17 protein-coding genes are annotated in these 25,100 nt (G+C 60.8%); 14 read left to right on the plus strand and 3 right to left on the minus strand.

What is annotated here, in order from left to right; genetic code table 11:
* Positions 1–130 precede the first annotated feature (130 nt).
* The 8 genes from KW837_RS06325 (at position 131) to KW837_RS06360 (ending at position 15,330) form a co-directional block, all read left to right on the plus strand.
* Positions 131–1,906, plus strand: coding sequence for a type I secretion system permease/ATPase (locus KW837_RS06325; protein ID WP_218394917.1), 1,776 nt, complete (start codon positions 131–133; stop codon positions 1,904–1,906).
* Positions 1,903–3,252, plus strand: coding sequence for an HlyD family type I secretion periplasmic adaptor subunit (locus KW837_RS06330; RefSeq protein ID WP_218394918.1), 1,350 nt, complete (start codon positions 1,903–1,905; stop codon positions 3,250–3,252). Before KW837_RS06325 ends, KW837_RS06330 begins: the two co-directional genes overlap by 4 nt.
* Before the next feature lie 2 nt (positions 3,253–3,254).
* Positions 3,255–4,619, plus strand: coding sequence for a TolC family outer membrane protein (locus tag KW837_RS06335; RefSeq protein WP_218394919.1), 1,365 nt, complete (start codon positions 3,255–3,257; stop codon positions 4,617–4,619).
* Positions 4,620–4,796: 177 nt separating this feature from the next.
* Complete coding sequence (locus KW837_RS06340; protein ID WP_218395165.1) at positions 4,797–7,754, plus strand: autotransporter serine protease; 2,958 nt, start codon at positions 4,797–4,799, stop codon at positions 7,752–7,754.
* Positions 7,755–7,936: 182 nt separating this feature from the next.
* The gene (locus KW837_RS06345) at positions 7,937–10,984 is read left to right on the plus strand and encodes an autotransporter serine protease (RefSeq protein WP_218394920.1); all 3,048 of its coding nucleotides are present in this window, start codon (positions 7,937–7,939) and stop codon (positions 10,982–10,984) included.
* A gap of 23 nt (positions 10,985–11,007) precedes the next feature.
* Complete coding sequence (locus KW837_RS06350; protein ID WP_218394921.1) at positions 11,008–12,720, plus strand: polyurethanase; 1,713 nt, start codon at positions 11,008–11,010, stop codon at positions 12,718–12,720.
* 97 nt (positions 12,721–12,817) lie between these two features.
* On the plus strand, positions 12,818–14,671 hold the full coding sequence (locus tag KW837_RS06355) for a polyurethanase (RefSeq protein ID WP_218394922.1): 1,854 nt from the start codon (positions 12,818–12,820) through the stop codon (positions 14,669–14,671).
* Between the two features lie 284 nt (positions 14,672–14,955).
* A complete protein-coding gene (locus KW837_RS06360) occupies positions 14,956–15,330 on the plus strand; it encodes a hypothetical protein (RefSeq protein ID WP_218395166.1) in 375 nt (124 codons plus the stop codon).
* Positions 15,331–15,562: 232 nt separating this feature from the next.
* On the opposite strand, the gene KW837_RS06365 is transcribed toward KW837_RS06360, so the two are convergent.
* A complete protein-coding gene (locus KW837_RS06365; RefSeq protein WP_218394923.1) occupies positions 15,563–16,489 on the minus strand; it encodes a glyoxylate/hydroxypyruvate reductase A in 927 nt (308 codons plus the stop codon).
* Between the two features lie 272 nt (positions 16,490–16,761).
* On the opposite strand from KW837_RS06365, the gene gabT reads away from it, so the two are divergent.
* From gabT to KW837_RS06395, 6 genes are all read left to right on the plus strand, one after another.
* On the plus strand, positions 16,762–18,054 hold the full coding sequence (gabT, locus tag KW837_RS06370; protein ID WP_218394924.1) for a 4-aminobutyrate--2-oxoglutarate transaminase: 1,293 nt from the start codon (positions 16,762–16,764) through the stop codon (positions 18,052–18,054).
* Between the two features lie 95 nt (positions 18,055–18,149).
* Positions 18,150–18,806 (plus strand): 2-haloalkanoic acid dehalogenase, encoded by a 657-nt coding sequence (locus KW837_RS06375; RefSeq protein ID WP_218394925.1) that lies wholly within the window; start codon positions 18,150–18,152, stop codon positions 18,804–18,806.
* A 45-nt stretch (positions 18,807–18,851) separates the two neighbouring features.
* Positions 18,852–19,340 carry an Lrp/AsnC family transcriptional regulator gene (locus KW837_RS06380; protein ID WP_008055821.1) on the plus strand — a complete coding sequence of 163 codons (489 nt, stop codon included), beginning with the start codon at positions 18,852–18,854 and terminating at the stop codon, positions 19,338–19,340.
* 417 nt (positions 19,341–19,757) lie between these two features.
* Entirely contained in the window at positions 19,758–20,531 is a 774-nt protein-coding gene (locus KW837_RS06385) for a DUF4198 domain-containing protein (RefSeq protein ID WP_256348541.1), read from the plus strand.
* 39 nt (positions 20,532–20,570) lie between these two features.
* Positions 20,571–21,776, plus strand: a complete 1,206-nt coding sequence (locus KW837_RS06390) for a DUF1624 domain-containing protein (RefSeq protein WP_218394927.1) — start codon at positions 20,571–20,573, stop codon at positions 21,774–21,776.
* Positions 21,777–21,853: 77 nt separating this feature from the next.
* Positions 21,854–23,197, plus strand: coding sequence for an OprD family porin (locus KW837_RS06395; protein ID WP_218394928.1), 1,344 nt, complete (start codon positions 21,854–21,856; stop codon positions 23,195–23,197).
* Between the two features lie 210 nt (positions 23,198–23,407).
* Here KW837_RS06395 and KW837_RS06400 read toward each other — a convergent pair whose 3' ends face one another.
* Both KW837_RS06400 and KW837_RS06405 read right to left on the minus strand, forming a co-directional pair.
* Positions 23,408–24,121: a cupin domain-containing protein gene (locus tag KW837_RS06400; protein WP_218394929.1), complete on the minus strand. Its 714-nt coding sequence runs from the start codon at positions 24,119–24,121 to the stop codon at positions 23,408–23,410.
* Between the two features lie 69 nt (positions 24,122–24,190).
* Complete coding sequence (locus KW837_RS06405) at positions 24,191–25,048, minus strand: GNAT family N-acetyltransferase (protein WP_218394930.1); 858 nt, start codon at positions 25,046–25,048, stop codon at positions 24,191–24,193.
* Between the last annotated feature and the right edge of the window lie 52 nt (positions 25,049–25,100).

A 25,100-nucleotide genomic window follows, 5' to 3' on the forward strand; every position in this document is an offset into this window, starting at 1 on the left:
CTTTGAAGAACCCAAAGAGTTGCTATTAGTGTGTAAGCGATCACCGGCAAAAGAATGTCTCGACCCATGTGCGGACAGTTAATTGGAACCTCGTCAAGTAAGGCGAGGATTAATACCTCAGGAAAAACCAATGAAGATGGCGAAGAGCCCGGCCACTGCACCGTTATTCAAGGCACTGGGCGACTATAAGAGCATCCTGATCAGCGTCGGGTGTTTTACCGCACTGATTAATGTGCTGATGTTGGTCCCGTCGATTTATATGCTGCAGGTCTATGACCGGGTACTGTCTTCGCAAAACGAAACCACCTTGGCAATGTTGTCGTTGATGGTGGTCGGGTTCTTCGCTTTTATCGGTTTGCTGGAGATCGTGCGCAGCTTCATTGTTATCCGTATCGGCAGCCAACTGGAGCGCCGCTTCAACCTGCGGGTGTATCAAGCCGCTTTCGAGCGCAACCTGTTCAAGGGCGAGGGCAACGCGGGGCAATCCCTGGGTGACCTGACCCATATTCGCCAATTCGTCACCGGTCCGGCGCTGTTTGCCTTCTTCGATGCGCCGTGGTTTCCGGTCTACTTGTTTGTGATCTTTCTGTTCAACGTCTGGCTCGGCGTATTGGCCACCGCAGGCGCGGTACTGCTGATCGGGCTGGCCTGCCTCAACGAGGCGATGACCAAAAAGCCCTTGGGCGAAGCCGCGGGGTTTTCCCAGAAATCCAGCCAACTGGCCACCAGTCACCTGCATAACGCCGAAACCATTCAGGCCATGGGCATGCTCGGTGTCTTGCGCAAGCGCTGGTTTGAGGTGCACTCGCGTTTTCTCGGCTTGCAGAATCAGGCCAGTGACACCGGCGCGGTCATCAGCTCCCTGAGCAAAACCCTGCGCCTGTGCCTGCAATCCCTGGTGCTGGGGCTGGGCGCCTTGCTGGTGATTCAGGGTGACATGACCGCCGGGATGATGATCGCAGGGTCCATCCTGATGGGCCGGGTGCTGAGCCCCATCGATCAGTTGATCGCTGTATGGAAACAGTGGAGCGGCGCCAAACTCGCTTACCGCCGCCTCGACGCCTTGCTGCAAGCCTACCCACCGGTTGACGAAGCCATGGCGCTGCCGGCGCCGAAAGGTCAGATCACCTTCGAGCAAGTCAGCGCCGGCCCACCGGGGCAACGGGCAGCGACCTTGCACATGGTCAATTTCAACCTGGGCGCCGGGGAAGTGCTGGGCGTACTCGGGGCTTCCGGTTCGGGTAAATCGACCCTGGCCCGGGTGCTGGTCGGCGTCTGGCCGACGCTGGGCGGCACGGTGCGGCTCGATGGCGCGGACATTCATCGCTGGAACCGCGACGACCTCGGCCCTTACATCGGCTATCTGCCCCAGGACATCGAACTGTTCAGCGGCAGCATCGCCGAGAACATCGCTCGATTCCGTGAGGCGGATCCGCAAAAAGTCGTCGAAGCCGCGCAACAGGCCGGCGTTCATGAACTGATCCTGCGCATGCCGCAAGGCTACGACACCGTGCTTGGCGAGGACGGCAGCGGTTTGTCCGGCGGCCAGAAACAACGTGTGGCCCTGGCTCGAGCGCTGTATGGCCACCCGAGCCTGGTGGTGCTGGATGAACCGAACTCCAACCTCGACACCGTTGGCGAAGCGGCATTGGCCGGCGCCATCGCGCACATGAAGGCCCGGGGCACCAGCGTGATTCTGGTCACCCATCGCTCTTCGGCCCTGGCCCAGGCCGACAAGTTGCTGGTGCTCAATGAAGGTCGCTTGCAGGCCTTCGGCCCAAGCCAGGAAGTGCTCAAGGCGCTGTCCGGCGCTCAGGAACAACAACGTGAAAAAACTGCGCAGGCACCGGGCGGGCTCAGCATGAGCCGGCAGTATCAGCCCACGACAAGGAATTCGGGTGTATGAGCAGCACACGCATGAACAACGACAGCGAAGCGACGATGGAACACGACTACATCGCCGAACGCCCTGAGCGCGACGCGCGTTTCTTCGCCCGCATGGGCTGGATTCTGGCGATTGTCGGTGCCGGCAGTTTCTTCACGTGGGCGAGTCTCGCGCCGCTCGATCAAGGCATTCCGGTGCAGGGGACCGTGGTGGTCTCGGGCAAGCGCAAAGCCGTGCAATCGATGAGCAGCGGCGTAGTCAGCCAGATTCTGGTGCGTGAAGGCCAAGTGGTGAAGCAGGGCCAGCCGCTGTTCCGCCTCGACCAGACCCAGGTCGCGGCCGACGTGCAATCGCTGCAAGCGCAATACCGCATGGCGTGGGCCAGCCTGGCGCGCTGGCAGAGCGAACGGGACAACCTCAAGCAGGTGAATTTCCCTGCCGTACTGAGCAACGATCCTGACCCGCGTCTGGCCTTGGTACTCGAAGGCCAACGGCAATTGTTCAGCAGCCGTCGCGAAGCCTTTTCCCGTGAGCAAGCGGCCCTGCGCGCGAACATCGAAGGCGCCAGCGCGCAACTGGCCGGCATGCGCCGTGCGCGCACCGACCTGACGGCCCAGGCCAGTTCCCTGCAACAACAGCTGAGTAATCTTCAGCCCTTGGCGGACAACGGCTACATCCCGCGCAACCGCTTGATGGATTACCAGCGTCAGTTGTCGCAAGTGCAGCAACAGCTGGCAGAAAACACCGGCGAAAGCGGCCGGGTGGAGCAGGGCATCCTTGAGTCCCGGCTGAAACTGCAACAGCACAGCGAGGAATACCAGAAGGAAGTCCGCAGCCAACTGGCCGACGCGCAACTCAAAAGCGTGACCCTGGAAGAGCAACTGACTTCCGCCGGCTTCGACTTGCAACACAGCGAAATCATCGCCACCGCCGACGGCATCGCCGTCAACCTTGGGGTTCACACCGAAGGCGCGGTGGTGCGTCAGGGCGACACGCTGCTGGAGATCGTCCCGCAAGGCACCCGCCTGGAAGTGGAAGGGCACCTGCCGATCAACCTGATCGACAAGGTCGGCACGCACTTGCCGGTGGACATCCTGTTCACCGCGTTCAACCAGAGCCGTACCCCGCGAGTTCCCGGCGAAGTCAGCTTGATCTCCGCCGACCAGATGGTCGATGAGAAAACCGGTGTGCCGTACTACGTGTTGCGCAGCAGCGTCAGTGATCAGGCCATGGAAAAACTCAATGGTCTGGTAATCAAACCCGGCATGCCGGCGGAAATGTTCGTGCGTACCGGTGAACGTTCACTCCTCAACTATCTGTTCAAACCGCTGCTCGACCGGGCAGGCTCCGCGTTGACCGAGGAATAAGGATGTTCGGCTGTATGAATAAGCTTTCCCTGCTCGCAGCGACCCTGGCGTTGCTGACGTGCAACAGCGCGATGGCCATGGGGCCGTTCGACATTTATGAGCAAGCGTTACGCAATGATCCGGTGTTTCTCGGCGCCATCAAGGAGCGTGACGCGGGCCTTGAAAACCGCGCCATCGGCCGCGCCGGGCTGCTACCCAGGATCGGTTACAACTACAACAAGGGGCGTAACACCTCCAAGGTCACTCAAATTAATGAGGGGAGACCAGACTTCACCGAGGACCGCAACTACAGCAGTTACGGCTCGACCTTGACCCTGCAACAGCCGCTGCTCGATTACGAGGCTTATGCGGCGTACCGCAAAGGCGTGGCGCAATCGCTGTTCGCTGACGAAAACTTTCGCGGCAAGAGCCAGGAACTGCTGGTTCGCGTGCTCGAGAATTACACCAAGGCGCTGTTCGCTCAGGATCAGATCGACATTGCACGAGCGAAGAAAAAAGCCTTCGAACAGCAGTTTCAGCAGAACGAACAGATGTTCCGCCAAGGGGAGGGCACGCGCACCGATATCCTCGAAGCCGAGTCACGTTATGAACTGGCGACCGCCGAGGAAATCGAAGCACGCGATGAACAGGATGCGTCCTTGCGTGAGCTGGGCGCACTGATTGGCGTGCCGGCCATCGATATTGCCGACCTGACGCCACTGGATCAGAACTTCCAGACCTTCACCCTGCAACCGGCCAATTACGACACCTGGCACGAGATGGCGGTGGCCAATAACCCGAACCTGGCCTCCCAGCGTCAGGCGGTGGAAGTGGCGCGCTACGAAGTGGAACGCAACCGCGCCGGCCACTTGCCAAAAGTCAGCGCCTACGCCTCGGTGCGCCAGAACGAATCGGAAAGCAGCAACACCTACAACCAGCGCTACGACACCAACACCATCGGCATTGAAGTCAATGTGCCGCTGTATGCCGGTGGTGGGGTCTCGGCCTCGACCCGGCAGGCCAGCCGCACCATGGAACAGGCCGAGTACGACCTGGACGGCAAGACCCGGGAAACCTTGATCCAGTTGCGCCGCCAGTTCAGCGCCTGCCTGTCGGGGGTTAATAAATTGCGGGCTTATCAGAAGGCGTTGACGTCGGCGGAAGCGCTGGTGATCTCGACCAAACAAAGCATTTTGGGCGGCGAACGGGTCAACCTCGATGCGCTGAACGCCGAACAACAACTGTTTACCACCCGCCGGGATCTGGCCCAGGCGCGCTACGACTATTTGATGGCCTGGACCAAGTTGCACTACTACGCCGGAACCTTGAGCGACCAGGACCTGGCGAAGGTGGATGAGGCCTTCGGCCAAGGCCCGAAAGTTCAGTAGCGCATAGAAAACATTGTGGCGAGGGAGCTTGCTCCCGCTGGACTGCGAAGCAGGCCCAATGGCGGTTGCTGCGCAACCGAACGGGAGCAAGCTCCCTCGCCACAGAAACAGAGCAACGCCGCCCCTGGACTGGGGACTACAACTCTAAAAACGCCAAGAAAGCGAGATGTCATGCACATGGACGTACAGATCAAGCCGATGTCGGTCGGCACGCTATTGCTCCTGATTTCATCAGTACCAGGCCCAGCCCAGGCGCTTTATCTGGAAACCGGCAAACCCGGCGACCCCGCAAGCTGGCGTTCGACAGAGTTCCAGCGTGATTGGGGCCTGGCGCGCATGCAGGCCGATCAAGCCTATGCCGCCGACATCACTGGCAAGGGCGTGAAGATCGGCGCATTGGATTCCGGTTTCGATTCCAGCCATCCCGAATTTGCCGCAGACCGTTATCACGCGGTGACGGCCAGCGGCAGCTATGTCGACGGCTCAGCATTCAACGTCGACGGCACGCTCAACACCAACAACGACTCCCACGGCACCCACGTCACCGGCACCATGGGCGCTTCCCGGGATGGCACCGGCATGCACGGCGTGGCGTACAACGCGCAAATCTACGTCGGCAACACCAACAAGAACGACAGTTTCCTGTTCGGCCCCAGCCCGGACCCGCGCTACTTCACCGCAGTCTATAACGCCCTGGCAGATGCCGGTGTACGCGCGATCAACAACAGCTGGGGCAGCCAACCGCGGGATGTCAGCTACCGAACCCTCGACGATCTGCACGCTGCCTACGCCCAGCACTGGAACAAAGGCACCTGGCTCGACGCCGCCGCCGACGTTTCGCGGCGCGGCGTGATCAACGTGTTCAGCGCCGGCAACAGCGGCTACCCGAATGCCAGCGTGCGTTCAGCCTTGCCGTATTTTCAGCCGGACCTGGAAGGCCACTGGTTGGCAGTGTCGGGACTGGATCAAAGCAACCAGCAGAAATACAACCAGTGCGGGATCGCCAAGTATTGGTGCATCACCACCCCGGGCGCGAAGATCGACAGCACCATTCCCGGCGGCGGTTACGCGATCAAGTCCGGTACTTCCATGGCCGCGCCGCATGCCACCGGGGCGCTGGCGCTGGTGATGGAACGCTATCCGTACATGAACAATCAGCAGGCGCTGGAAGTATTGCTGACCACCGCGACCCAGCTCGACGGCTCGATCACCGAGGCACCGAGTACGCGCATCGGTTGGGGTGTGGCTAACCTCGAACGGGCGATGCGCGGGCCGGGGCAATTGCTCGGGTCGTTCGACGCCAATCTGGGGGCAGGGCAAAGCGATGTCTGGAGCAATGACATCTCGGACAAGGCGCTGATTCAGCGTCAGGCCGAAGACACCGCCGAACGCAGCGCCTGGCAACAGACGTTGAAGGACAAGGGCTGGGAGAACGGTGTCCCGGCTGGCACCAGTCAGCAGGATCAGACCGATTATGCGGTGGGCACAGCTCGCGATTCCGCCGCTGCCAATCGAATCTACGAAGGCAGCCTGATCAAGTCCGGTGCCGGGCGGTTGATGCTGACTGGAGACAACACTTACCGCGGCCCGACCACGGTCAACGGCGGTTTGCTGGCGGTGAACGGCTCGCTGACGTCGGCGGTGACCGTCAATGACAGCGGCACCCTCGGCGGTAACGGACGAATCGCTGCCTTGACCGCCCATTCCGGCGGCACCGTGGCGCCCGGTAATTCCATCGGTACGTTGCACGTCAGCGGCGATGTGACGTTTGCACCGGGTTCGACTTATGCCGTCGAACTGTCACCCACCCGCAGCGACCAGATTATTGCCGGCGGAACGGCCACGATCAGCGGCGCCACCGTGAGCCTGTCCCTGGAAAACAGCCCGACCTTGCTCAGCACCCAACAAGTGCAAAGCCTGCTGGGCCATCAGTACAACATCCTGCAAGCGGCGGGCGGCATTCAAGGCCAGTTCGGCGAGGTGCTGCCCAACTACCTGTTCATCGGCGGCAGCCTCGATTACGCCGCGACCGGCATTCAGTTGAGCGTTGAGCGTAACGCCACAACCTTCGCCAGCGTCGGGCAAACGCCGAATCAGCGTTCTGTCGCCGCCGCAGTGGAAGGGCTTGGCGCGGGTAACGCAGTCTACGAAAGCCTGCTGCTGTCGCCGACCGCCAGTTCCGCGCAACAGGCTTTCCAGCAGTTGTCGGGGGAAATCTACCCGGCGCTGGGCTCGGTGTTGATCAATGACAGCCGTTATCTGCGCGACGCAGTGGGTGAGCGTCTCAACAACGCCAACAGTTCCCGAAACAACGGCTGGATCAAGGCATTGGGCGCCTGGGGCAAGACCGATGACAGTCACGATACCGCCGACTACACCACCTCGATTGGCGGTTTGCTGGCGGGTGTCGATGGCGCAGTGGACGACGAAACCCGTGTCGGCCTGGTCGCCGGTTATAGCGACAGTTCGGTCAGCATGGGCTCCGGAACTCATTCATCAGCACAAGTCGATAGCTATCACCTGGGCGCCTATGCCGGCCACGAACTGGGCGCCTGGCGTCTGAGTGCCGGCGGCGCCTACAGCTGGCATCGAGCCGACGTCAAACGTGACCTGCAATACGGCGACGTCAGTGCCAAACAGAAAACCAAGGTCGATGCCGGGACCACCCAGGTGTTCGGCGAAGCGGCCTATCGCTTGAACCTGCAAGCACTGGCCTTGGAGCCATTCGCCAATCTGGCTTACGTGCACCTCGACACCGAGGGCTTCACCGAGAAAGGTGACGCCGCCGCGCTCAAAAGCAGTGGCGACCGGCGTGACGCGGTACTCAGCACCCTGGGCGTACGCGCACTGAAAACAGTAACGCTGTCCGGCCAGCAACAACTGGACCTGAGCGGCAGCCTCGGTTGGCAGCACAACCTGAGCCACACCGATTCCGAAGAGCACCTGGCGTTTGCCAGCGGTGGCACTCCGTTCGTGGTGGAAAGCTCGCCGCTGGTTCGCGATGCGGCGCTGGTGGGCGCCCATGCCAGCCTGGCCTTGAGCCGGGATGTTCGGTTGAACCTCGATTACACCGGCCAACTGGCCAGCCGCGAGAAGAGCCACGGCGTCGGGCTGAGTCTCAATTGGCAGTTTTAACGTGGTAAGGGGCTGTAACACCGCAACCCCTGTAGGAGCGAGGCTTGCCCGCGAAAGGGCCGTGACATTCAGCATTGACGTTGACTGACACACCGCCTTCGCGGGCAAGCCTTGCTCCTACAAGTTGCACGCAGGCCCCTGGCCACAAGGATTTTGGCAAAACAACTAAGGACGGTAGTTCGATGAATAACAAGTACAACAACCTTGCCTTGCTCTGCGCATTGGCCACCCTGGGTACCGCACACGCGGCGCCCTACGTGGAAAACGGCAGGACAGGCGATCCCGATAGCTGGCGCAGCACAGAGTTCAACGCCGATTGGGGGCTGGGGGCGATCAATGCTCAGGAGGCCTACGCCGCCGGTTACACCGGTAAAGGCGTGAAGCTGGGGATTTTCGATCAACCGGTTTACGCCTTGCACCCGGAGTTTTCCGGGGCCAATAAAGTGATCACGCTGGTCACCAGCGGCATCCGCGAATACACCGACCCGTACATTCCGGTCAAAGCCGGGGATGCCTTTTTGTATGACGGTTCGCCCTCGGTGGGCTCCAACGGCAAACTCGGTGCCCACGGCACTCACGTTGGCGGGATCGCTGCGGGCAGTCGCGACGGCGGCCCGATGCACGGCGTCGCCTTTGGTGCGCAAATCATCAGCGCCGACAACGGTGACCCGGGCCCGGAAGACGGGATCATTCGCGGCAACGACGGCGCGGTATACAAGGCCGGTTGGGATGCCCTGATCGCCAGCGGCGCGCGGATCATCAACAACAGCTGGGGCATCGGCATCACGGATCGTTTCGACCTCGGCGGTCGGGATCCGGCGTACCCGCACTTCACCGTGCAAGACGCACAACTGCAATTCAACGAGATCCAGACCTTGCTGGGGACCAAACCCGGCGGTGCCTACGACGGCGCCATCGCGGCGGCCCGCAGTGGCATCGTGACGATCTTCGCCGCCGGCAACGACTACAACCTCAACAACCCGGATGCCATCGCCGGTCTCGGTTATTTCGTCCCGGAGATCGCGCCGAACTGGATGACCGTCGCCGCGTTGCAGAGAAATCCGGACACCAGCAGTCCCGACCCTTACAACATCAGTACGTTTTCGTCACGCTGCGGCTATACCGCGAGCTTCTGCGTGTCGGCACCGGGCAGCCGCATCTACAGCTCGATCATCAGCGGCACCAATGCCGATGACCTGAGCACCGGCTACGCCAATTACAACGGCACCTCCATGGCGGCGCCGCACGTTGCAGGCTCGGTGGCGGTATTGATGGAACGCTTCCCGTACATGACCGGCGCGCAAGTCGCCAGCGTGCTGCGCACCACCGCAACCGACCTCGGCGCACCCGGCGTCGACTCGCTGTACGGCTGGGGCATGATCAACCTGCGCAAAGGCATCGATGGCCCGGCGATGTTCGTGACCGAGCAGGACATTCCCGAGGAATTCCGCATCGAAGGCGCCTACGGCTCCAGCCAGTTTGTCGCGGACTTGCCGGGTATCGGCGCGATTATCGACGCCGGCAAACCCACCGAGCGTGTGTGCAATGACGTGCATTGCGGGCTCGATGTGTGGCGCAACGACATTTCCGGCCATGGCGGCCTGACCAAGCAGGGCATCGGCACACTGGTGCTGACCGGCGCCAATACCTACGCCGGCCCGACCCTGGTCAATCAGGGCCGATTGGCCATCAACGGTTCGCTGCTGTCGGCCGTCACCGTCAATAACAGCGGGATCCTCGGCGGTAACGGCAGCATCGCGGCGCTGACCGCGAAAAGCGGCGGTACCGTGGCGCCTGGCAACTCCATCGGCACCTTGCAGGTGGCGGGCGACGTGACTTTCGAGCCTGGCTCGACCTACGCCGTAGAGCTGTCGCCCACCAGCAGCGACCAGATCATTGCCGGCGGCAAGGCGATCATTGAGGGCGCAACGGTCAGCCTGTCCCTGGAAAACAGCCCGACATTGCTGACCACCAGCGAAGCGAAATCCCTGCTCGGCAATCAGTACAACATTCTGCAAGCGGCCGGTGGGATCGAAGGGCGCTTCGGTGCGGTGGTGCCGGATTACCTGTTCCTCGGCGGCACCCTCGATTACTCGGCTGGCGGCATTCAATTGGCGGTGGTGCGCAACGCGACCTCCTTCACCAGCGTGGGCCAAACCCCGAACCAACGCGCCGTGGCCGCTGCCGCCGACCAATTGGGCGCAGGCAATCCGCTCTACGAAACCTTGCTGCTGTCGCCGACCGCCGCTGTCGCACAACAAGCGTTCCAGCAACTCTCCGGTGAGATTCATCCGGCAATCGGCACGCTGCTGATCAACGACAGCCGCTACCTGCGCGATGCGGTTGGCGAGCGTCTGCGTGAGCACGATTTGTTCGACGCCGGGGCACCCACCGATGACCGCAGCAACGCCTGGCTCAAAGTGCTCGGCGCCTGGGGCAAGAGCGATGGCGGGCATGACAACGCCAGTTCCAACAGCTCCATTGGCGGGCTGCTGGCCGGTGTCGATGGCTTGATCACTGAAGATACGCGACTGGGTTTCGTCACCGGTTATAGCGACAGCTCGTTGAGCATGGGCGATGGCACGCACTCGTCGGCCTCGGTCGACAGCTACCACTTGGGTGCGTACCTGGGCCATGAAATCGACGCGCTACGCCTGAGCGTCGGCGGTGCTTACAGCTGGCATCGCATCGACGTCAAACGTGACCTGCAATTTAACGGTGTCAGCGGCAAGCAGAAATCCAAACGCGATGCGACCTCCGCGCAACTGTTCACCGAAGCGGCGTATCGCCTGGACCTGCAACCAATCGCTCTGGAGCCATTCGTCAATCTGGCCTACGTGCATTTGAACACTGAAAGCTTCAGTGAAAAAGGTGACGCCGCCGCACTCAAGGGCGGTGAAAACAACCGCGACGTGGTGCTTTCGACCCTTGGCCTGCGGGCGAGCAAAGCCATTGCGTTGTCCGACCAGCAACAGCTGGAACTGTCCGGCACGCTCGGCTGGCAGCACAACCTGAGCAACACCCGTTCCGAAGACCACTTGGCCTTCGTCAATGGCAACACCGCGTTCAGCGTGCAAAGCGTGTCCATGGACCGCGATGCCGCGGTGGTCGGTGCCCGTGCCGGATTGGCGCTGGGCAGCGATACCCGTTTGAGCCTGGATTACAACGGGCTGCTCGGCTCCCGGGAAAAAGACCACGGCGTGGGCCTGACCCTGGACTGGCAGTTCTGATTTGAAGCAAAGGAAGCAAGCACATGGGACTGTTTGATTATAAAAATGCCGGCAGTGAAGCCGGCAAAGCGCTGTACTCCGACGCGATCGCGCTGACGCTCTACGCGTACACGCCGACCGGCCAGCCACTGCCGGCGACCGCTTGGGCGCCGATTGGCGCCACAGCGTTGGGCTATCAGGGCAACGTCGGGGCTCAAGGCACCTTCTATGGCGAGAAGGACGGCTTCACCAGCGCCGAAGCCGAAGTGCTCGGTAAATACGACGAGACAGGCAAACTGATCGGCATCGGTATCGCCTTCCGTGGCACCGGTGGCCTGGGGTACAGCGACACCTTCGGCGACATGAAAAACAACCTGCTGGCCGCGGTCGGTCCGGTGGATTACGCGACGAACTACGCGAAAAACGCCTTCGACACTTTGCTCAAAGACGTCGCCGCGTTCGCCATTGCCCATGGCTTGAGTGCCAAAGACGTATTGGTCAGCGGGCATAGCCTCGGTGGGTTGGGGGTCAACAGCCTGGCGGAGTTGAGCGGCAATAATTGGGGCGGTTTTTTCAAGGACGCCAACTACATCGCCTTCGCCTCGCCGACCCAAAGCGCCACCGGCAATAACGTGCTGAACATCGGCTATGAGAATGACCCGGTGTTTCGAGTGCTCGACGGCACCACGTTTAGCAGTGGCTCGCTGGGCAAGCACGACGGTCATCAGGCGTCGGCGACCAACAACATCGTCAACTTCAATGACCAGTACGCTTCCACCGCGCAGAATCTGGTGCCATTCAGCATTCTCAATCCGTTGAACTGGTCGGCCCACGGTTCGTTGGGCTATGCCGACGGCTTGAACCGGGTGATCGACTCGCGCTTCTACGACCTCACCGACAAGGACTCGACGCTGATCGTGTCGAACCTGTCGGAATCGTCCCGAGGCAGCATCTGGGTCGAGGACCTGGGCCGTAGCGGCGAGCCGCACACCGGCAGCACCTTCATCATCGGCACCGACAGTAATGACTGGCTCAAGGGCGGCGCGGGCAATGACTTCATCGAAGGCCGAGACGGTAACGACCGGTTCCGCGATGACGGTGGCTACAACCTGCTGCTGGGCGGCAAGGGCAGCAACACCTTCGAGCTGCAGAAGCCGTTGCAGAACTTCAGCTTTGCCAACGATGGCGACGGCACGCTGTACGTGCGCGACGCCTACGGCGGCATCAGCCTGACCCGCGATATTGGCGCGCTGGTGAGCAAGGAGTCGGGTTCGTGGTGGGGCAGCAAGGAGGTGACCTACAACGTCACCGCCAATGGCTTGCTCAATGGCAGTGAACTGACCCACTACAACCACTCGCTCAACGGCGATGGCTATGGGGATGGGAATGGCAACACGCTGTCGGCGACGCTGGATGGCGATTGGCTGTTCGGCAATGCTGGTAACGACCTGCTGCGCAGCGACAAAAGCCACGTGACCTTCGTCGGTGGCGCGGGCAATGACGTGATGCAGGCCTCGGGGGGCGGCAACAACACCTTCCTGTTCAGCGGCGCCTTCGGCTTCGACGCGATCAATGGCTACCAGGGCAGCGACAAACTGGTGTTCATGGGCGTCCAGGGCGCGGGGCAGGGTTATGACTACGCCCAGCACGCGACCCAGGCTGGCAACGACACTGTGCTCAAGATTGGCGATTACGCCGTAACGCTGGTGGGCGTGGGTCTGGATAATCTCTCGGCTTCGGGAATTACCTTCGCGTAAAGGCTGCATGCACTAAATGCTCCGGGGCGCCTCGTCAGTGAGGCGTCCTGGTTGTGAGCTATCTCTGACAATTCCAACAAAGAGAGAGGCAATACCAATGGGTGTGTATGACTACAAAAACTTCGGCACAGCAGACTCCAAGGCGTTGTTCAGCGACGCCATGGCGATCACGCTGTATTCCTATCACAACCTCGACAACGGTTTCGCCACCGGTTACCAGCAAAACGGCTTCGGCCTGGGCTTGCCGGCAACCCTGGTGACCGCGCTGATTGGCGGCACCGATTCCCAGGGCGTCATTCCCGGCATTCCCTGGAACCCCGATTCGGAAAAGGCTGCTCTCGAAGCCGTGCAAAAAGCCGGCTGGACGCCGATCACCGCCGCGCAATTGGGCTATGACGGCAAGACCGACGCTCGCGGAACCTTCTTCGGCGAGAAGGACGGTTACACCAGCGCCCAAGTGGAGATCCTCGGCAAGTACGACGCCCAGGGTCATCTCACCGAAATCGGCATCGCTTTTCGCGGCACCAGCGGCCCACGAGAAATCCAGATCGGCGACTCCATCGGCGACGTGATCAACGATCTGCTGGCGGCGCTGGGTCCCAAGGATTACGCGAAAAACTACGTAGGCGAAGCCTTCGGCAATCTGCTCAGTGACGTTGCAGCGTTTGCCCAGGCCAATGGGCTTTCGGGCAAGGACGTGCTGGTCAGCGGCCACAGCCTCGGCGGGTTGGCGGTCAATAGCCTGGCGGACTTGAGCAGCGATAAGTGGTCCGGTTTTTACCAGGATTCCAACTACATCGCCTACGCCTCACCGACCCAAAGCAGCAGCGACAAAGTGCTGAACATCGGTTATGAAAACGACCCGGTGTTCCGCGCCCTCGATGGCTCGTCGTTCAACCTGGCCTCGGTAGGCGTGCACGATGCCGCCAAGGATTCGACGACCGATAACATCGTCAGCTTCAACGACCACTACGCCTCGACGGCGTGGAACGTGCTGCCGTATTCGATCCTCAACATTCCTACCTGGATCTCGCATTTGCCCACCGGTTACGGCGACGGCATGACCCGGGTGCTGGAGTCGCAGTTCTACGACCTGACCAGCAAAGACTCGACCATCATCGTCGCCAACCTCTCGGACCCGGCGCGCAGCAACACTTGGGTCCAGGACTTGAACCGCAACGCCGAAACCCACAAAGGCAGCACCTTCATCATCGGCAGCGACGGCAATGATCTGATTCAGGGCGGCAAGGGCAGCGATTACCTGGAAGGCCGCGACGGTAACGACACCTTCCGCGATAGTGGTGGCTACAACATTCTGTTGGGCGGCAAGGGCAGCAACGTGCTGGACCTGCAGGAGTCAGTGAAGAACTTTGTCTTCGCCAATGACGGTGCCGGCAACCTGTACGTGCGCGACGCCAATGGCGGCATCAGCATCACTCGCGACATCGGCAGCATCGTCACCAAGGAACCGGGTTTTCTCTGGGGGGTGTTCAAGGATGACGTGACCCACAGCGTCACCGGCAATGGCCTTGTGACCGGCAGCAACCTGACCCAGTACGCCTCAAGCGTGAAGGGCACGACCGGCGCCGACACCCTCAATGCGCACGCAACCGGCGACTGGATGTTTGGCTTCGATGGCAACGACCATTTGCTCGGCAGCACCGGCAACGACGTGTTTGTCGGCGGGGCGGGTAATGACCTGATGGAGTCGGGCGGCGGGGTCGATACGTTCCTGTTCAGCGGCGCGTTTGGCCAGGATCGGGTGGTGGGTTATCAAGCCAACGACAAACTGGTGTTCCTCGGCATTCAGGGCGTTGCGCCGAACGATGACTACCGGGCCCATGCCACGGCGGTGGGGCAGGATACGTTGCTGACGTTTGGCAGTGATTCGGTGACCCTGGTCGGTGTCGGGCTGGACAGTTTGGCCGGTAGCGCGATTGTGATCGCCTGAGGGTGATGCGGCGCCAGTAAGGGCCTCTTCGCGAGCAAGCCCGCTCCCACATTTGATCGCAGGCGTACCCATATTGGGTGTTCACTGAATATCTAATGTGGGAGCGGGCTTGCTCGCGAAGAACGATAACGCGGTAAACCTGCCTGCCCAAGTGACTCACTGGTCATTCCCGGACTCCAATACCTGCACCAACAGGAACTGGCACTAAACCATCAGCCCATCCACGCGTTATCCCTATGACGCCGGTGCTGCATGCCGCCATTGAGTACAGGAGATTTTGCAACGTGAGTAACAGCAAGAGGTACACCTTCGGTCTGGCGCTGGCCTTGTTATCGGCAACCGCTGCCGCAGAACTGCCTCAGAGCTCGATTCTGACCCGTTACGGGGTCACCTCCGATCAACTGCCAAAACCGGCCGCGATCGAAACCGCCAAACCTGCCAAACCCATCGAAGAAAAAACTCGCTTTCAAATCCAGCCGGAACAGCCCTGGGTGACAGTGCGCCTGGGCGACGGTAAGCAACCGGAGAAAACCGGCAATATCAGTATTGATCGTTCGATGCAGCAGGAACGGGAGCGTTGCCAGAGGATGCAGGAACGACTGATGCTGAAAGGAGGGCAGTCCTTTTCCTGCGATAACAATATTCTGGGAACTCACTGAGCATAACGGGTGACCCTGAGCATAATGCCGGTTAGTTAAGCCGTAATGCGATCTGTAGCAGCTGCCGAAGGCTGCGTTCGGCTGTAGCAGCTGTCGAGCCTGCGAGGCTGCGTTCGGCTGCGCAGCAGTCGTAAATCCGGCTTGACGACTGCTGCGCAGCCGAACGCAGCCTCGCAGGCTCGACAGCTGCTACAAAGAGTGCGTCGTGGCTTAACTAACCGGCATTAGGCGATCAATAACCCTGCGCACGATCGATCTCACCGAGCATCGGCTCACCCCGTTGATGTCGACGAATATTCTCCAGCAACACACCAAAGGCACTTTCTGGCTGGGTCATCGCCGCGATGTGCGGTGTCAGCAGAATCTGTGGGTGGTGCCAGAATGGATGATCCACCGGTGCCGGTTCCTGCTGCAGCACATCAAGGACCGCGCCGCTCAAATGCCCGCTGTCCAATGCCTCAAGCAGATCGCCTTCCACCAAATGCCCGCCACGGCCCATGTTGATCAGCGCCGCGCCTCGGGGCAGTTGCTCAAACAGCCTGCGATCAAGAATGCCCTGGGTCTGTTCGGTCAGCGGCAATACACACAAGAGAATGTCGCACTGGCTGAGGAACGCTGGCAGCTGTTGGTTGCCGGCATAGCAATCGACCCCCTGAATGTGATGGGCACTGCGCGCCCAGCCTGACAAGGCAAAGCCCAGCGGCTGCAAGGTTGTCAGAATCTGCTGCGCCTGAGCGCCGAGCCCCATCACCCCGACCCGACGCCTGGTGGCCGGTTGCAGCAAGTGCGCTTGCCAGCAGCGGGCCATTTGTTGCTGGCGATAGCGCAACATGTCCCGGTGCAGGCTGAGCACGGCAAAACTGGCGTATTCGCACATGCCACGGGTGATGCCGGGGTCCAGCAGGCGCACCACCGGCAAGGTCGCTGGCAGGCGATTGAGGTCGAGTTGATCGACGCCAGCGGACAAGGCAAACAGCACTTGCAGATTGGGCAGCACAACCTCGAGATCGTCGGGTGCCTGCCACGCGGCCAGGTACTGAATGTCCTTCGGGTCGCCGATGTCCGGCCACGCGCGCCATTCGATATCCGGGGCGTGTTCGGCGAACAGCGCTTTCCACTGTTCGCCGCGCACAGGGTCAGCTTTATACAGCAGGGCCATGGGCATTTCCTGAAAGGTGAAGGTGCTGCCCATCATCGCGCAACGCCAGCGCAGGATCTGTCGAAAGCACCGGGGTTAACGCGTTGTGTGAGGTTCTATCGGCCATCCACCGGCAGATTCGGCGGGTTGAAGGAATCTGCCGTTTGGCGGGGTGAAAACAGTCGATCCGAATTTCTCAGGGGGCAAGTTCGGCGTAGTTCGTTTCGCGCAAGCCTTAACCTGAACACCATCGCAACCACTTCCCGGTTGCCGGACTCACGATGGGAAATGCCATGAACAGCAAAGTCGACGAAACCCCTCATTTGCTCCGTCAGCGCGATCAATTCGTGCCACGTGGCCTGGTTACCGCGCACCCGTTGGTGATCGATCGGGCCCAAGGTTCAGAATTGTGGGACGTGGACGGCAAGCGCTACCTGGACTTTGTCGGCGGTATCGGTGTGCTGAACATCGGCCACAATCACCCGAAGGTGGTCGCGGCGGTGCAGGCGCAGCTGCAAAAAGTCTCCCACGCCTGTTTCCAGGTGGTGGCCTACAAGCCTTATCTCGACCTGGCTCAGCGCCTGTGCGAAATGATCGGCGGTCAGGAATCCTATAAAGCGGCGTTCTTCACCTCCGGCGCCGAAGCCGTGGAAAACGCGGTGAAGATCGCCCGCGCCCACACCAACCGCTCGGCGGTGATCGCCTTTCGCGGCGGGTTCCACGGCCGGACCTTGCTCGGCACCACGCTGACCGGCATGAGCCAGCCCTATAAGCAGAACTTCGGGCCGTTCGCGCCGGAGGTCTTCCACACTCCGTATCCGAATGCCTATCGCGGCGTGACCGGCGACATGGCGCTCAAGGCGCTGGACGAATTGTTGGCCACCCAAGTGGCGCCCGAGCGGGTCGCGGCGATCATCATCGAGCCGGTGCAGGGCGATGGCGGTTTCCTCTCGGCACCGACGGAATTTCTCCAGGCCCTGCGTGCCTTGACTGAAAAGCACGGCATTGTGCTTATCCTTGATGAAATCCAGACCGGTTTCGGTCGCACCGGTAAATGGTTCGGCTTTCAGCACGCCGGCATTCAGCCGGACCTGGTCACTGTCGCCAAAAGCCTGGCCGGTGGTTTGCCGCTGTCCGGTGTGGTCGGCAAAGCCGAGATCATGGACGCGCCGTTACCCGGCGGCCTCGGTGGCACTTACGGCGGTAACGCGCTGTCATGCGCGGCGGCGCTGGCGGTGATCGAGGCTTATGAGCAAGAGCAGTTGCTGGCCCGTGGTGATGCTTTGGGCGAACGTCTGCGTCAGGGCTTGTTGAGCTTGCAGGCTCGTTACCCGCGTATCGGCGACGTGCGCGGTAGCGGCTTCATGCTGGCGATCGAGCTGATCAAAGATGATGATGCGCGCACCCCGGATGCCGACCTGAATCAACGGTTGATCGACGAAGCCCGAGCCGGTGGCTTGCTGGTGATCAAGTGCGGCGTGTACCGCAACGTGCTGCGCTTCCTCGCGCCGCTGGTGACCACCGAAGCGCAGGTCGACGAAGCGCTGCAGATTCTCGACGCGGCGCTGGCACGAGTCTTGAACTGAGCTCACGCCTGCTCCGGGCGGTGCCACATGGCATCGCCCGTGAGCATTTATGGAGCATGGATTGATGGAATGCATCATCGGAGGCTTTACACACCATGGGGCTGACTGATTATCGAGCGTTGTTGATCGATTGCGATGAGGTCCTGGTGGATCGCGATTCCGGGGTCTGGACGGCGTTGCAGCCGCTGCTCGACAGCCGTGGCGGCCACCCGGACAAGGCACAGATACTGGCCGAATTCAGCGAGGTGGTGCATGCGCTGTACCCGCGCTTCGGCGAGCTGGGGTTCAGCGGCTTGCTGTGTTTCGCCCACCGTCAGTTGGCCGAGCGCTGGGGGCTGAAAGCCAGTTGGGAGGAGGGCATGAGCTTTGCCCGCTCGGTGGCGGGTTGGTCGTTGTTCGAAGACGCGCCCGGCGCCATGCTGTACCTGCGCAAGTTCTATCGCCTGTTGGTGCATGGCGATCGTGATGCCGAGGATCGGGGCCTGCTGTGCGAGCGTCTGGGAATCATGCCCGACGATTTCATTTCACTGGCCAGTGATCCCTTGCAGGATCGCGACTGGCTGGCGGCCAATGAGCTTGATGCCAAAACCATCCTCCAGGTGACCCGGCCTTCCGCCCGGCAGAAGGGCGCGGGCGCTGTCTGTCTGATCTGTCGCGGCCGGGGCAAACACCCGACGCCGTGCGCGGCGGATTACTGCATCAACAGCATGGCGGATCTGGTGGCTCAGCATCAGCTGTCTTTACGGCGCTGATTTTGCTAGAAGATTGTCTTACAAACGGCAGTCAAGAGGTACGCAATGGAAGGTTTAGTAAAACTGGACCGGATCGACATCAGCATCTTGGTTGAGCTGCAAAAGGATGGGCGCATGACCAACGTCAGCCTGGCCGATGCCGTGGGCCTGTCGGCCAGCCCCTGCCTGCAACGGGTCAAACGGCTTGAGTCGGCCGGGTACATTTCCAGCTACAAGGCCCATCTGAACCTGGCCAAGATCACCGACTCGGTCACGGTATTCACCGAAATCACCTTGAGCGACCACAAGCGCGAAGACTTCGCCAAGTTCGAATCCAATATCCGCTTGGTCGATGAAGTGCTCGAATGTCACCTGATCAGTGGCGGCTACGATTACCTGGTGCGTTTCATGACCCGCAGCATCCAGCATTATCAGGAAGTGATCGAAAGCCTGCTGGACAAGAACATCGGCATCTCCAAGTACTTCAGCTACATCGTCATCAAATCACCCGTGCTCAAGGACGGCGTGCCGCTGCGCAAATTACTGCGTCACTGAAACTCCCTCCGCGAACACATCCATCGTCCATTCCATGCCCCGGCAGCCTGCCGTCCCCCATGTGGGAGCGGGCTTGCTCGCGAAGGCGGTGTGTCAGGCAACATTCATGTCGACTGACACTCCCTCTTCGCGAGCAAGCCCGCTCCCACAGGTTTTTCGTGTCTGTCGATGAAGTTTTTGGGAATGCACCTCGATTGGACATGGGGGCCGCAGAACCTCTCTGCACGCTTCACACTGGCGCAGGCCGCATAAACAGCTGTTTACGCGGCAAAAACAGTCTTCATTTGCGTAATGAGCAATGAATTCGGGACGAAGCGCAAAATAGCCTGCGTTGTAATGCGTTCAGAGAGAGGGGCCGATCGTTGCAGGGCTGCAACGATCCGTTGAACAACACCAATCGGAGCGCAAAAAATGCGAATGAGCCACGCAAAAAAAGCACTGTTGGGTTACGGCGTCTTCCTGCTGGCAAGCAGCAGCGAGGCGCATCAAATCTGGTACGAGCAGCCACCGGGGCAACCCCTGGCGTTGTACTACGGGGAATATGACAAGAACATGCTGGAAGTCACACCGGGCGGGATGGACCGGTTCCGGCAACTCAAGGGCTGGTCGATCAGCAACAAGTCTCAGCCGTTGAACCTGACCTTACAGCGCCAGGCGTTTGCCGTGGCGCATCAAACCAAAGCGGATGACTCGCTGCTGGCCGAGGACGCGCATTACCCGATCTTCGACCTTCATGAAGGCGATAAAACCCAAAAGGCTTACTGGACGCCCGCCACCCGTTGGGTCGGTGACTTGCGTGCCCGCACACCGGAACTGACGCTGGATATCGTGCCTACCGGTGTCGCCGATGCGGGCAAGGCGCAGTTCCAGGTGTTCTATGCGCACAAGCCCTTGGCTGATCAGGACGTGGTGCTGGAAACCGGTTCTGGCGAAGTGTTTACCCGACGCACCGATGCGACCGGCAAGGTCAGTTTCGAGCTGCCTTGGCAGGGCACCTATGTGGTGGCCGTCGAATACAAGGACCACACCGCCGGCGAGCGCATCAATGCCCAGGGCCAGGCCGAACCCTTTGATGTGAAGAGCTTCAGTTCGACGCTGTCGTTCTATCAAAAGGAAGGTCAGGTACCCTTGCCGCGGGCGCCGTCGCAGCTGCCGGCATCGGAAGTTGCCAGGCTGAAGAAACAGGGCTGAGCCAGCGGTAGTCCACTGACCACGACATGAGTGACTGATATGACCCTATCTACAGGTGTGGCAGGGCAGGCGGGAAGTGTTTTCCCTGCGCTTGCTACCAGCGCTGCAAAAACCAATACCCGGATGCTGGCCATCGATGCCTTGCGCGGCTTCGTCATGCTTTTGATGCTCATCGACCACGTGCGGGAAACCTTTCTGCTGCACCGCCAGGTCACCGATCCGATTGATGCGCTGAGTGTCACGCCGGACTTGTATTTCACCCGCATGCTCAGCGAGATCTGCGCCCCGGTGTTCATTTTCCTCACCGGCTTGTCGGCCTGGCTCTACAGCCAGAAACACACGGCCAGCGAGACGTCAGTGTTCCTGCTCAAACGCGGGCTGTTCCTCGTATTTCTGGAACTCACGTTCGTGTGCTTTGCCTGGAACGCCGAGTTCCCACCCAAGACGTTGTGGTTACAAGTGATCTGGTGCATCGGCATCTGCATGATCGTGCTCGCCGGGTTGCTGCACTTCAAGCGCGGTTGGCTGATCGTGCTCGGGGTGGCGATTGTCGCCGGGCACAACCTGCTCGATGGCGTGACCGTGGGGCCGGAGTCGCCGTTCTTCGTGCCGTGGTCGATCCTGCATCAGCGGGTGTTCATCGACATCACCGAATTCACCCGGGCTCGCACCACGTATCCGGTGTTGCCGTGGATCGGGGTGATTCTGCTGGGCTGGGCCATCGGGCCGTGGTTCGGCAAGGACATGGAACCGGCCGAGCGGATTTCCCGGTTGCTGAAAGTCGGTGTCGGCCTGCTGGTGGCGTTCGTGTTCATTCGTTACCTGAACGTCTACGGCGAGAAGCCTTGGGTGCAGACCGGTGACTCCCTGCGCACGTTCATGAGCTTCATGAGCGCGAAGAAGTACCCGCCGTCGCTGATGTTCCTGATGCCGACCCTCGGCCTGGGGCTGATCCTTCTGGCGTTGTTCGAGAAGGCCCAGGATCGCTGGTCCACCGCGACCCTGGCGATCTACGGCGGTGCGCCGATGTTCTTCTATTTGCTGCACCTGTACGTACTCAAGGCCATGTACCTGGTAGCCGTCGCCATCTGGGGCGCCAATCAGGGCACCTATTACGGCTTCGATGACCTGCCCATGGTCTGGCTGTGGAGCGTGATCCTCGGGGTGTTGCTGTTCTTCCCGACGCGCTGGTTCGCCAACCTCAAACAGCGCCGTCGCGACATCGCGATTCTCAAATACCTCTGATTGCCCTTCGGTGTCCCCCATTCGGCGGGACACCTTGCAGACCCGCTACGTACGACTGATTTTCCAGGAGTCAAACTGTGAAGACATTGACCACGCACGCCCTGCTTTTGGCTTTGGGAGGACAAAGCCTGCTCGCTCAGGCCTCGGAACAAAACAATGCCAAAGGTTTTTTAGAGGACGGCCAATGGAACCTGCTCAATCGCAGCGTCTATGACCGTCGCGATTATGAACACGGCTCGCTCAGCAATGGCGCGCGCAATGCCTATAAACCCAGGGCCCAGCGCAGTGATCTGGCGGAGGAATGGGCTTATGGTCTGATGGCCGATGTGGCCTCGGGTTTCACCACCGGCACCGTAGGCTTTGGGTTGGACGCGCACCTGTATTCCGGCTGGCAACTGGACAGCGGAGGCGGGCGCGCCGGCAAGGCCCGACTGCTGGGCGTCGACAACGAAGGTCACCCCAAAGACGAGTTCAGCCGAGGCGGCGCGGTGGCCAAGCTGCGTTTTTCCTCCACCGAATTACGCTACGGCGAGCAGCGAGTGAAAACCCCGGTGTTCGGTTCATCAGACAGTCGCTTGTTGCCCGAGACCGCCACCGGTTGGCTGCTGACCAGCCGCGAACTGCCCGGCACAACGTTGTATGGCGGGCACTTCAATGAGAGCACCGACCGTAATGCCACCAGCCATGACCAGGGCTTCGTGGTCAATTACTCCAACGGCAAACAGGGCAACAGCTTCGATTTGATCGGCGTGCGTAACACCTCGATCAAAGGGCTCAATGCCAGCCTGTTCAGTGCGGAGTACGACGAGACATGGCGTCAGCACTATCTGGGCGCGGTGTACACGCAACCGTTGGCCGCCGGCCAGGACCTGATCTTCGACCTCAATCTGTATCGAACCCAAGACACCGGCAAAGCCTTGTCCGGCCGTATCGACAACACCACCTGGAGTTTTCTTTCCACCTACAAGGTCGGCTCCCACAGCTTCGGCCTGGGTTACCAAAAGGTCGATGGCGACACGCCCTACGACTACGTGACCCGTGGCGCGATCTACCTGAGCAACGCGGTGGCGCTGTCCGACTTCAACGCACCCGAGGAAGCGTCCTGGCAGGCCCGCTACGATCTGAATATGGCCGGCTACGGCGTTCCCGGCCTGACCTTTGGCGCACTGTATGTGCGCGGCAGCGGCATCGATGGCAGTCATATGGACCCGAGCGGTGGTTACAAATGGCTGGGTTACGGGCAGGGCGGCAAACATTGGGAACGAGATCTGCAAGCCAAGTACGTGGTGCAGTCGGGACCGGCGAAAAACCTTGGGTTTACCCTGCGGCATGCGGTCCATCGGGGGAATTCGGCGCAGGCCGAGCTGGATGCCGATCAGATTCGTCTGGCGATTGAATATCCGCTGGGTGGGAAGTTCTGAGGCACAGCCTTGTAGCCGCTGCCGAGCTCATGAGCCTCCCACAAAGGATTTGCTGTGAGCCCGTTTTTTGCGAACGCCACAGATCCAATGTGGGAGCGAGCTTGCTCGCGAAGAGGCCATAACATTCAGTATCCGTGTTGAATGTAAGTCCGCCTTCGCGAGCAAGCCCGCTCCCACAGGTTCTGCACCTACGAGAGCTACTAGTAAGCGCTATTTGACGGCATAAACCTTGCGCACGTACCGCGCACTGCTCCAGGCGCATGGCGCGCCTTGCGGTACGAACACGGTATCGCCGGGGTTGACGGTTACGCGGGTTCCATCCGGCGCCTGCAAGGTCACGCTGCCTTCGAGCAGGTGCATCAGCTCGTTGAGTTTGTGCGCTCGGCCATGGCGAGTGTACGGCGTCGAATCCCAGACACCGACGCGCAGATCAGTGGCGTCGTCTTCGAAGGCATTGCGGGAGCGGCACTGCGGCGTAGGACCGATCAGTATTTGCGGTTCCGGGGCTGCCGAAGGTGACAGCATTGCCAATGGGTCGAGTGCGGTCAGCCCCGGCGTCGGTTTGGCGGTGGGGCTGGTGACGGCGCAGAAGGCCCAGCAGGTATCGGGTTGTGCCTGAAGCTTGAGCGCCGTACCGCGACCGATCACGGCGCTGGCACCGATCCCCAGTTCCAGCGTCTGCTCCCGGGATTGCAGCACGACTTGCCCGGCGTGGACCACGATCACTTCGGTGTGCGGAAAGTCATCGATATCGAGGGTTTTGCTGGTGTGAACAATGCCCGCCGATACGCCGTCGGGCCCGGTGTAGGCGACCTGGCGACCGTCCATGAACGGATCGATGGAGCTCAAGGGTGCTGTTTTGAAAGGCGTAGAAATACGGCTGCCGTCGGCGCGAGCCAACAGCAGAACGGTAGGTTGAGACATGCGGGTGACGCTCCCTGCAAATGGGGGGGAGAAGGTGTTGGATGGCGCTTGTTTCATCGCGCGCCGGAGTCAACCAATGGCTTGGGTGACGAGGGCAAATTGGCGAACGCCGCTGACCGCTTGCGGCGGTGTACCGAGTGCCATTTGTGCCACGGTGTCGACCTGTTTGAGGCCGGCCAGCTCCAGCCATTCGCCCAAGCCACTGTCCGCTGGAATGTCGATCCGTACGAAGGCGTCCGGCACCTCAGCCAACAACACGGCGATCATGCGTTTGGCCTGCTCGGGGGTTTCGGCGATGACCGGACCGATACAACGACCGCGGCCGAAGGGGCGCAACAGGGCGAAGGCTCGCAACTGACCGTTGCGTTCGATGCCCACCGAATGCTCGACCACATCAAACAGATCCGTAAGCACCGCTTGGCGGTCGAGCCCACTGCCAGCGTTGGCCAGTTCCAGTTGACGAACCTGATCAGCCGCGCGCAGCGGGCGACATTCTTCACCGTCCGCCAGCGCTTCAAGCGCGGGTGCTTGCGCCTGGCCTTGATGCTGCTGAACCCGGCCGAATTCGACAAAACCCTGACTGGCGTAAAGCGGTGCGCCGGCGAGGGTGGCATTGAGCATCGGCGTGCATGACTGGCAAGCCTCAAGCGCAAGCTCCATCAACCGGCGACCGATGCCCTTGCCCTGATAGTCATCGCTGACGATCACCAGGCCGATGGTCGCGTATTTGCCTTGCGGACAGGCGAACGCGCTGCCGATCAATCGCTCGCCATCGAGCACCACGAAGCCTTCGCTGACCCGCTGCAACATCGCCCAGTCTTCCAGGCGATGGGGCCACTTCAACTGCACGGACAAGGCGTGGGCCGAAGGCAGATCGGCGGCAGTCATCGGCCGATAGACATAAGCGGAAGGGTGCGAGGCGGACATGGCGAGTCTCCGTTTTCAGTGTGCGCGATCAACCGGTTTAGGGTGCCTGTAT

The organism is Pseudomonas sp. PDM24 (genome assembly GCF_019218905.1).
Lineage (GTDB): Bacteria > Pseudomonadota > Gammaproteobacteria > Pseudomonadales > Pseudomonadaceae > Aquipseudomonas.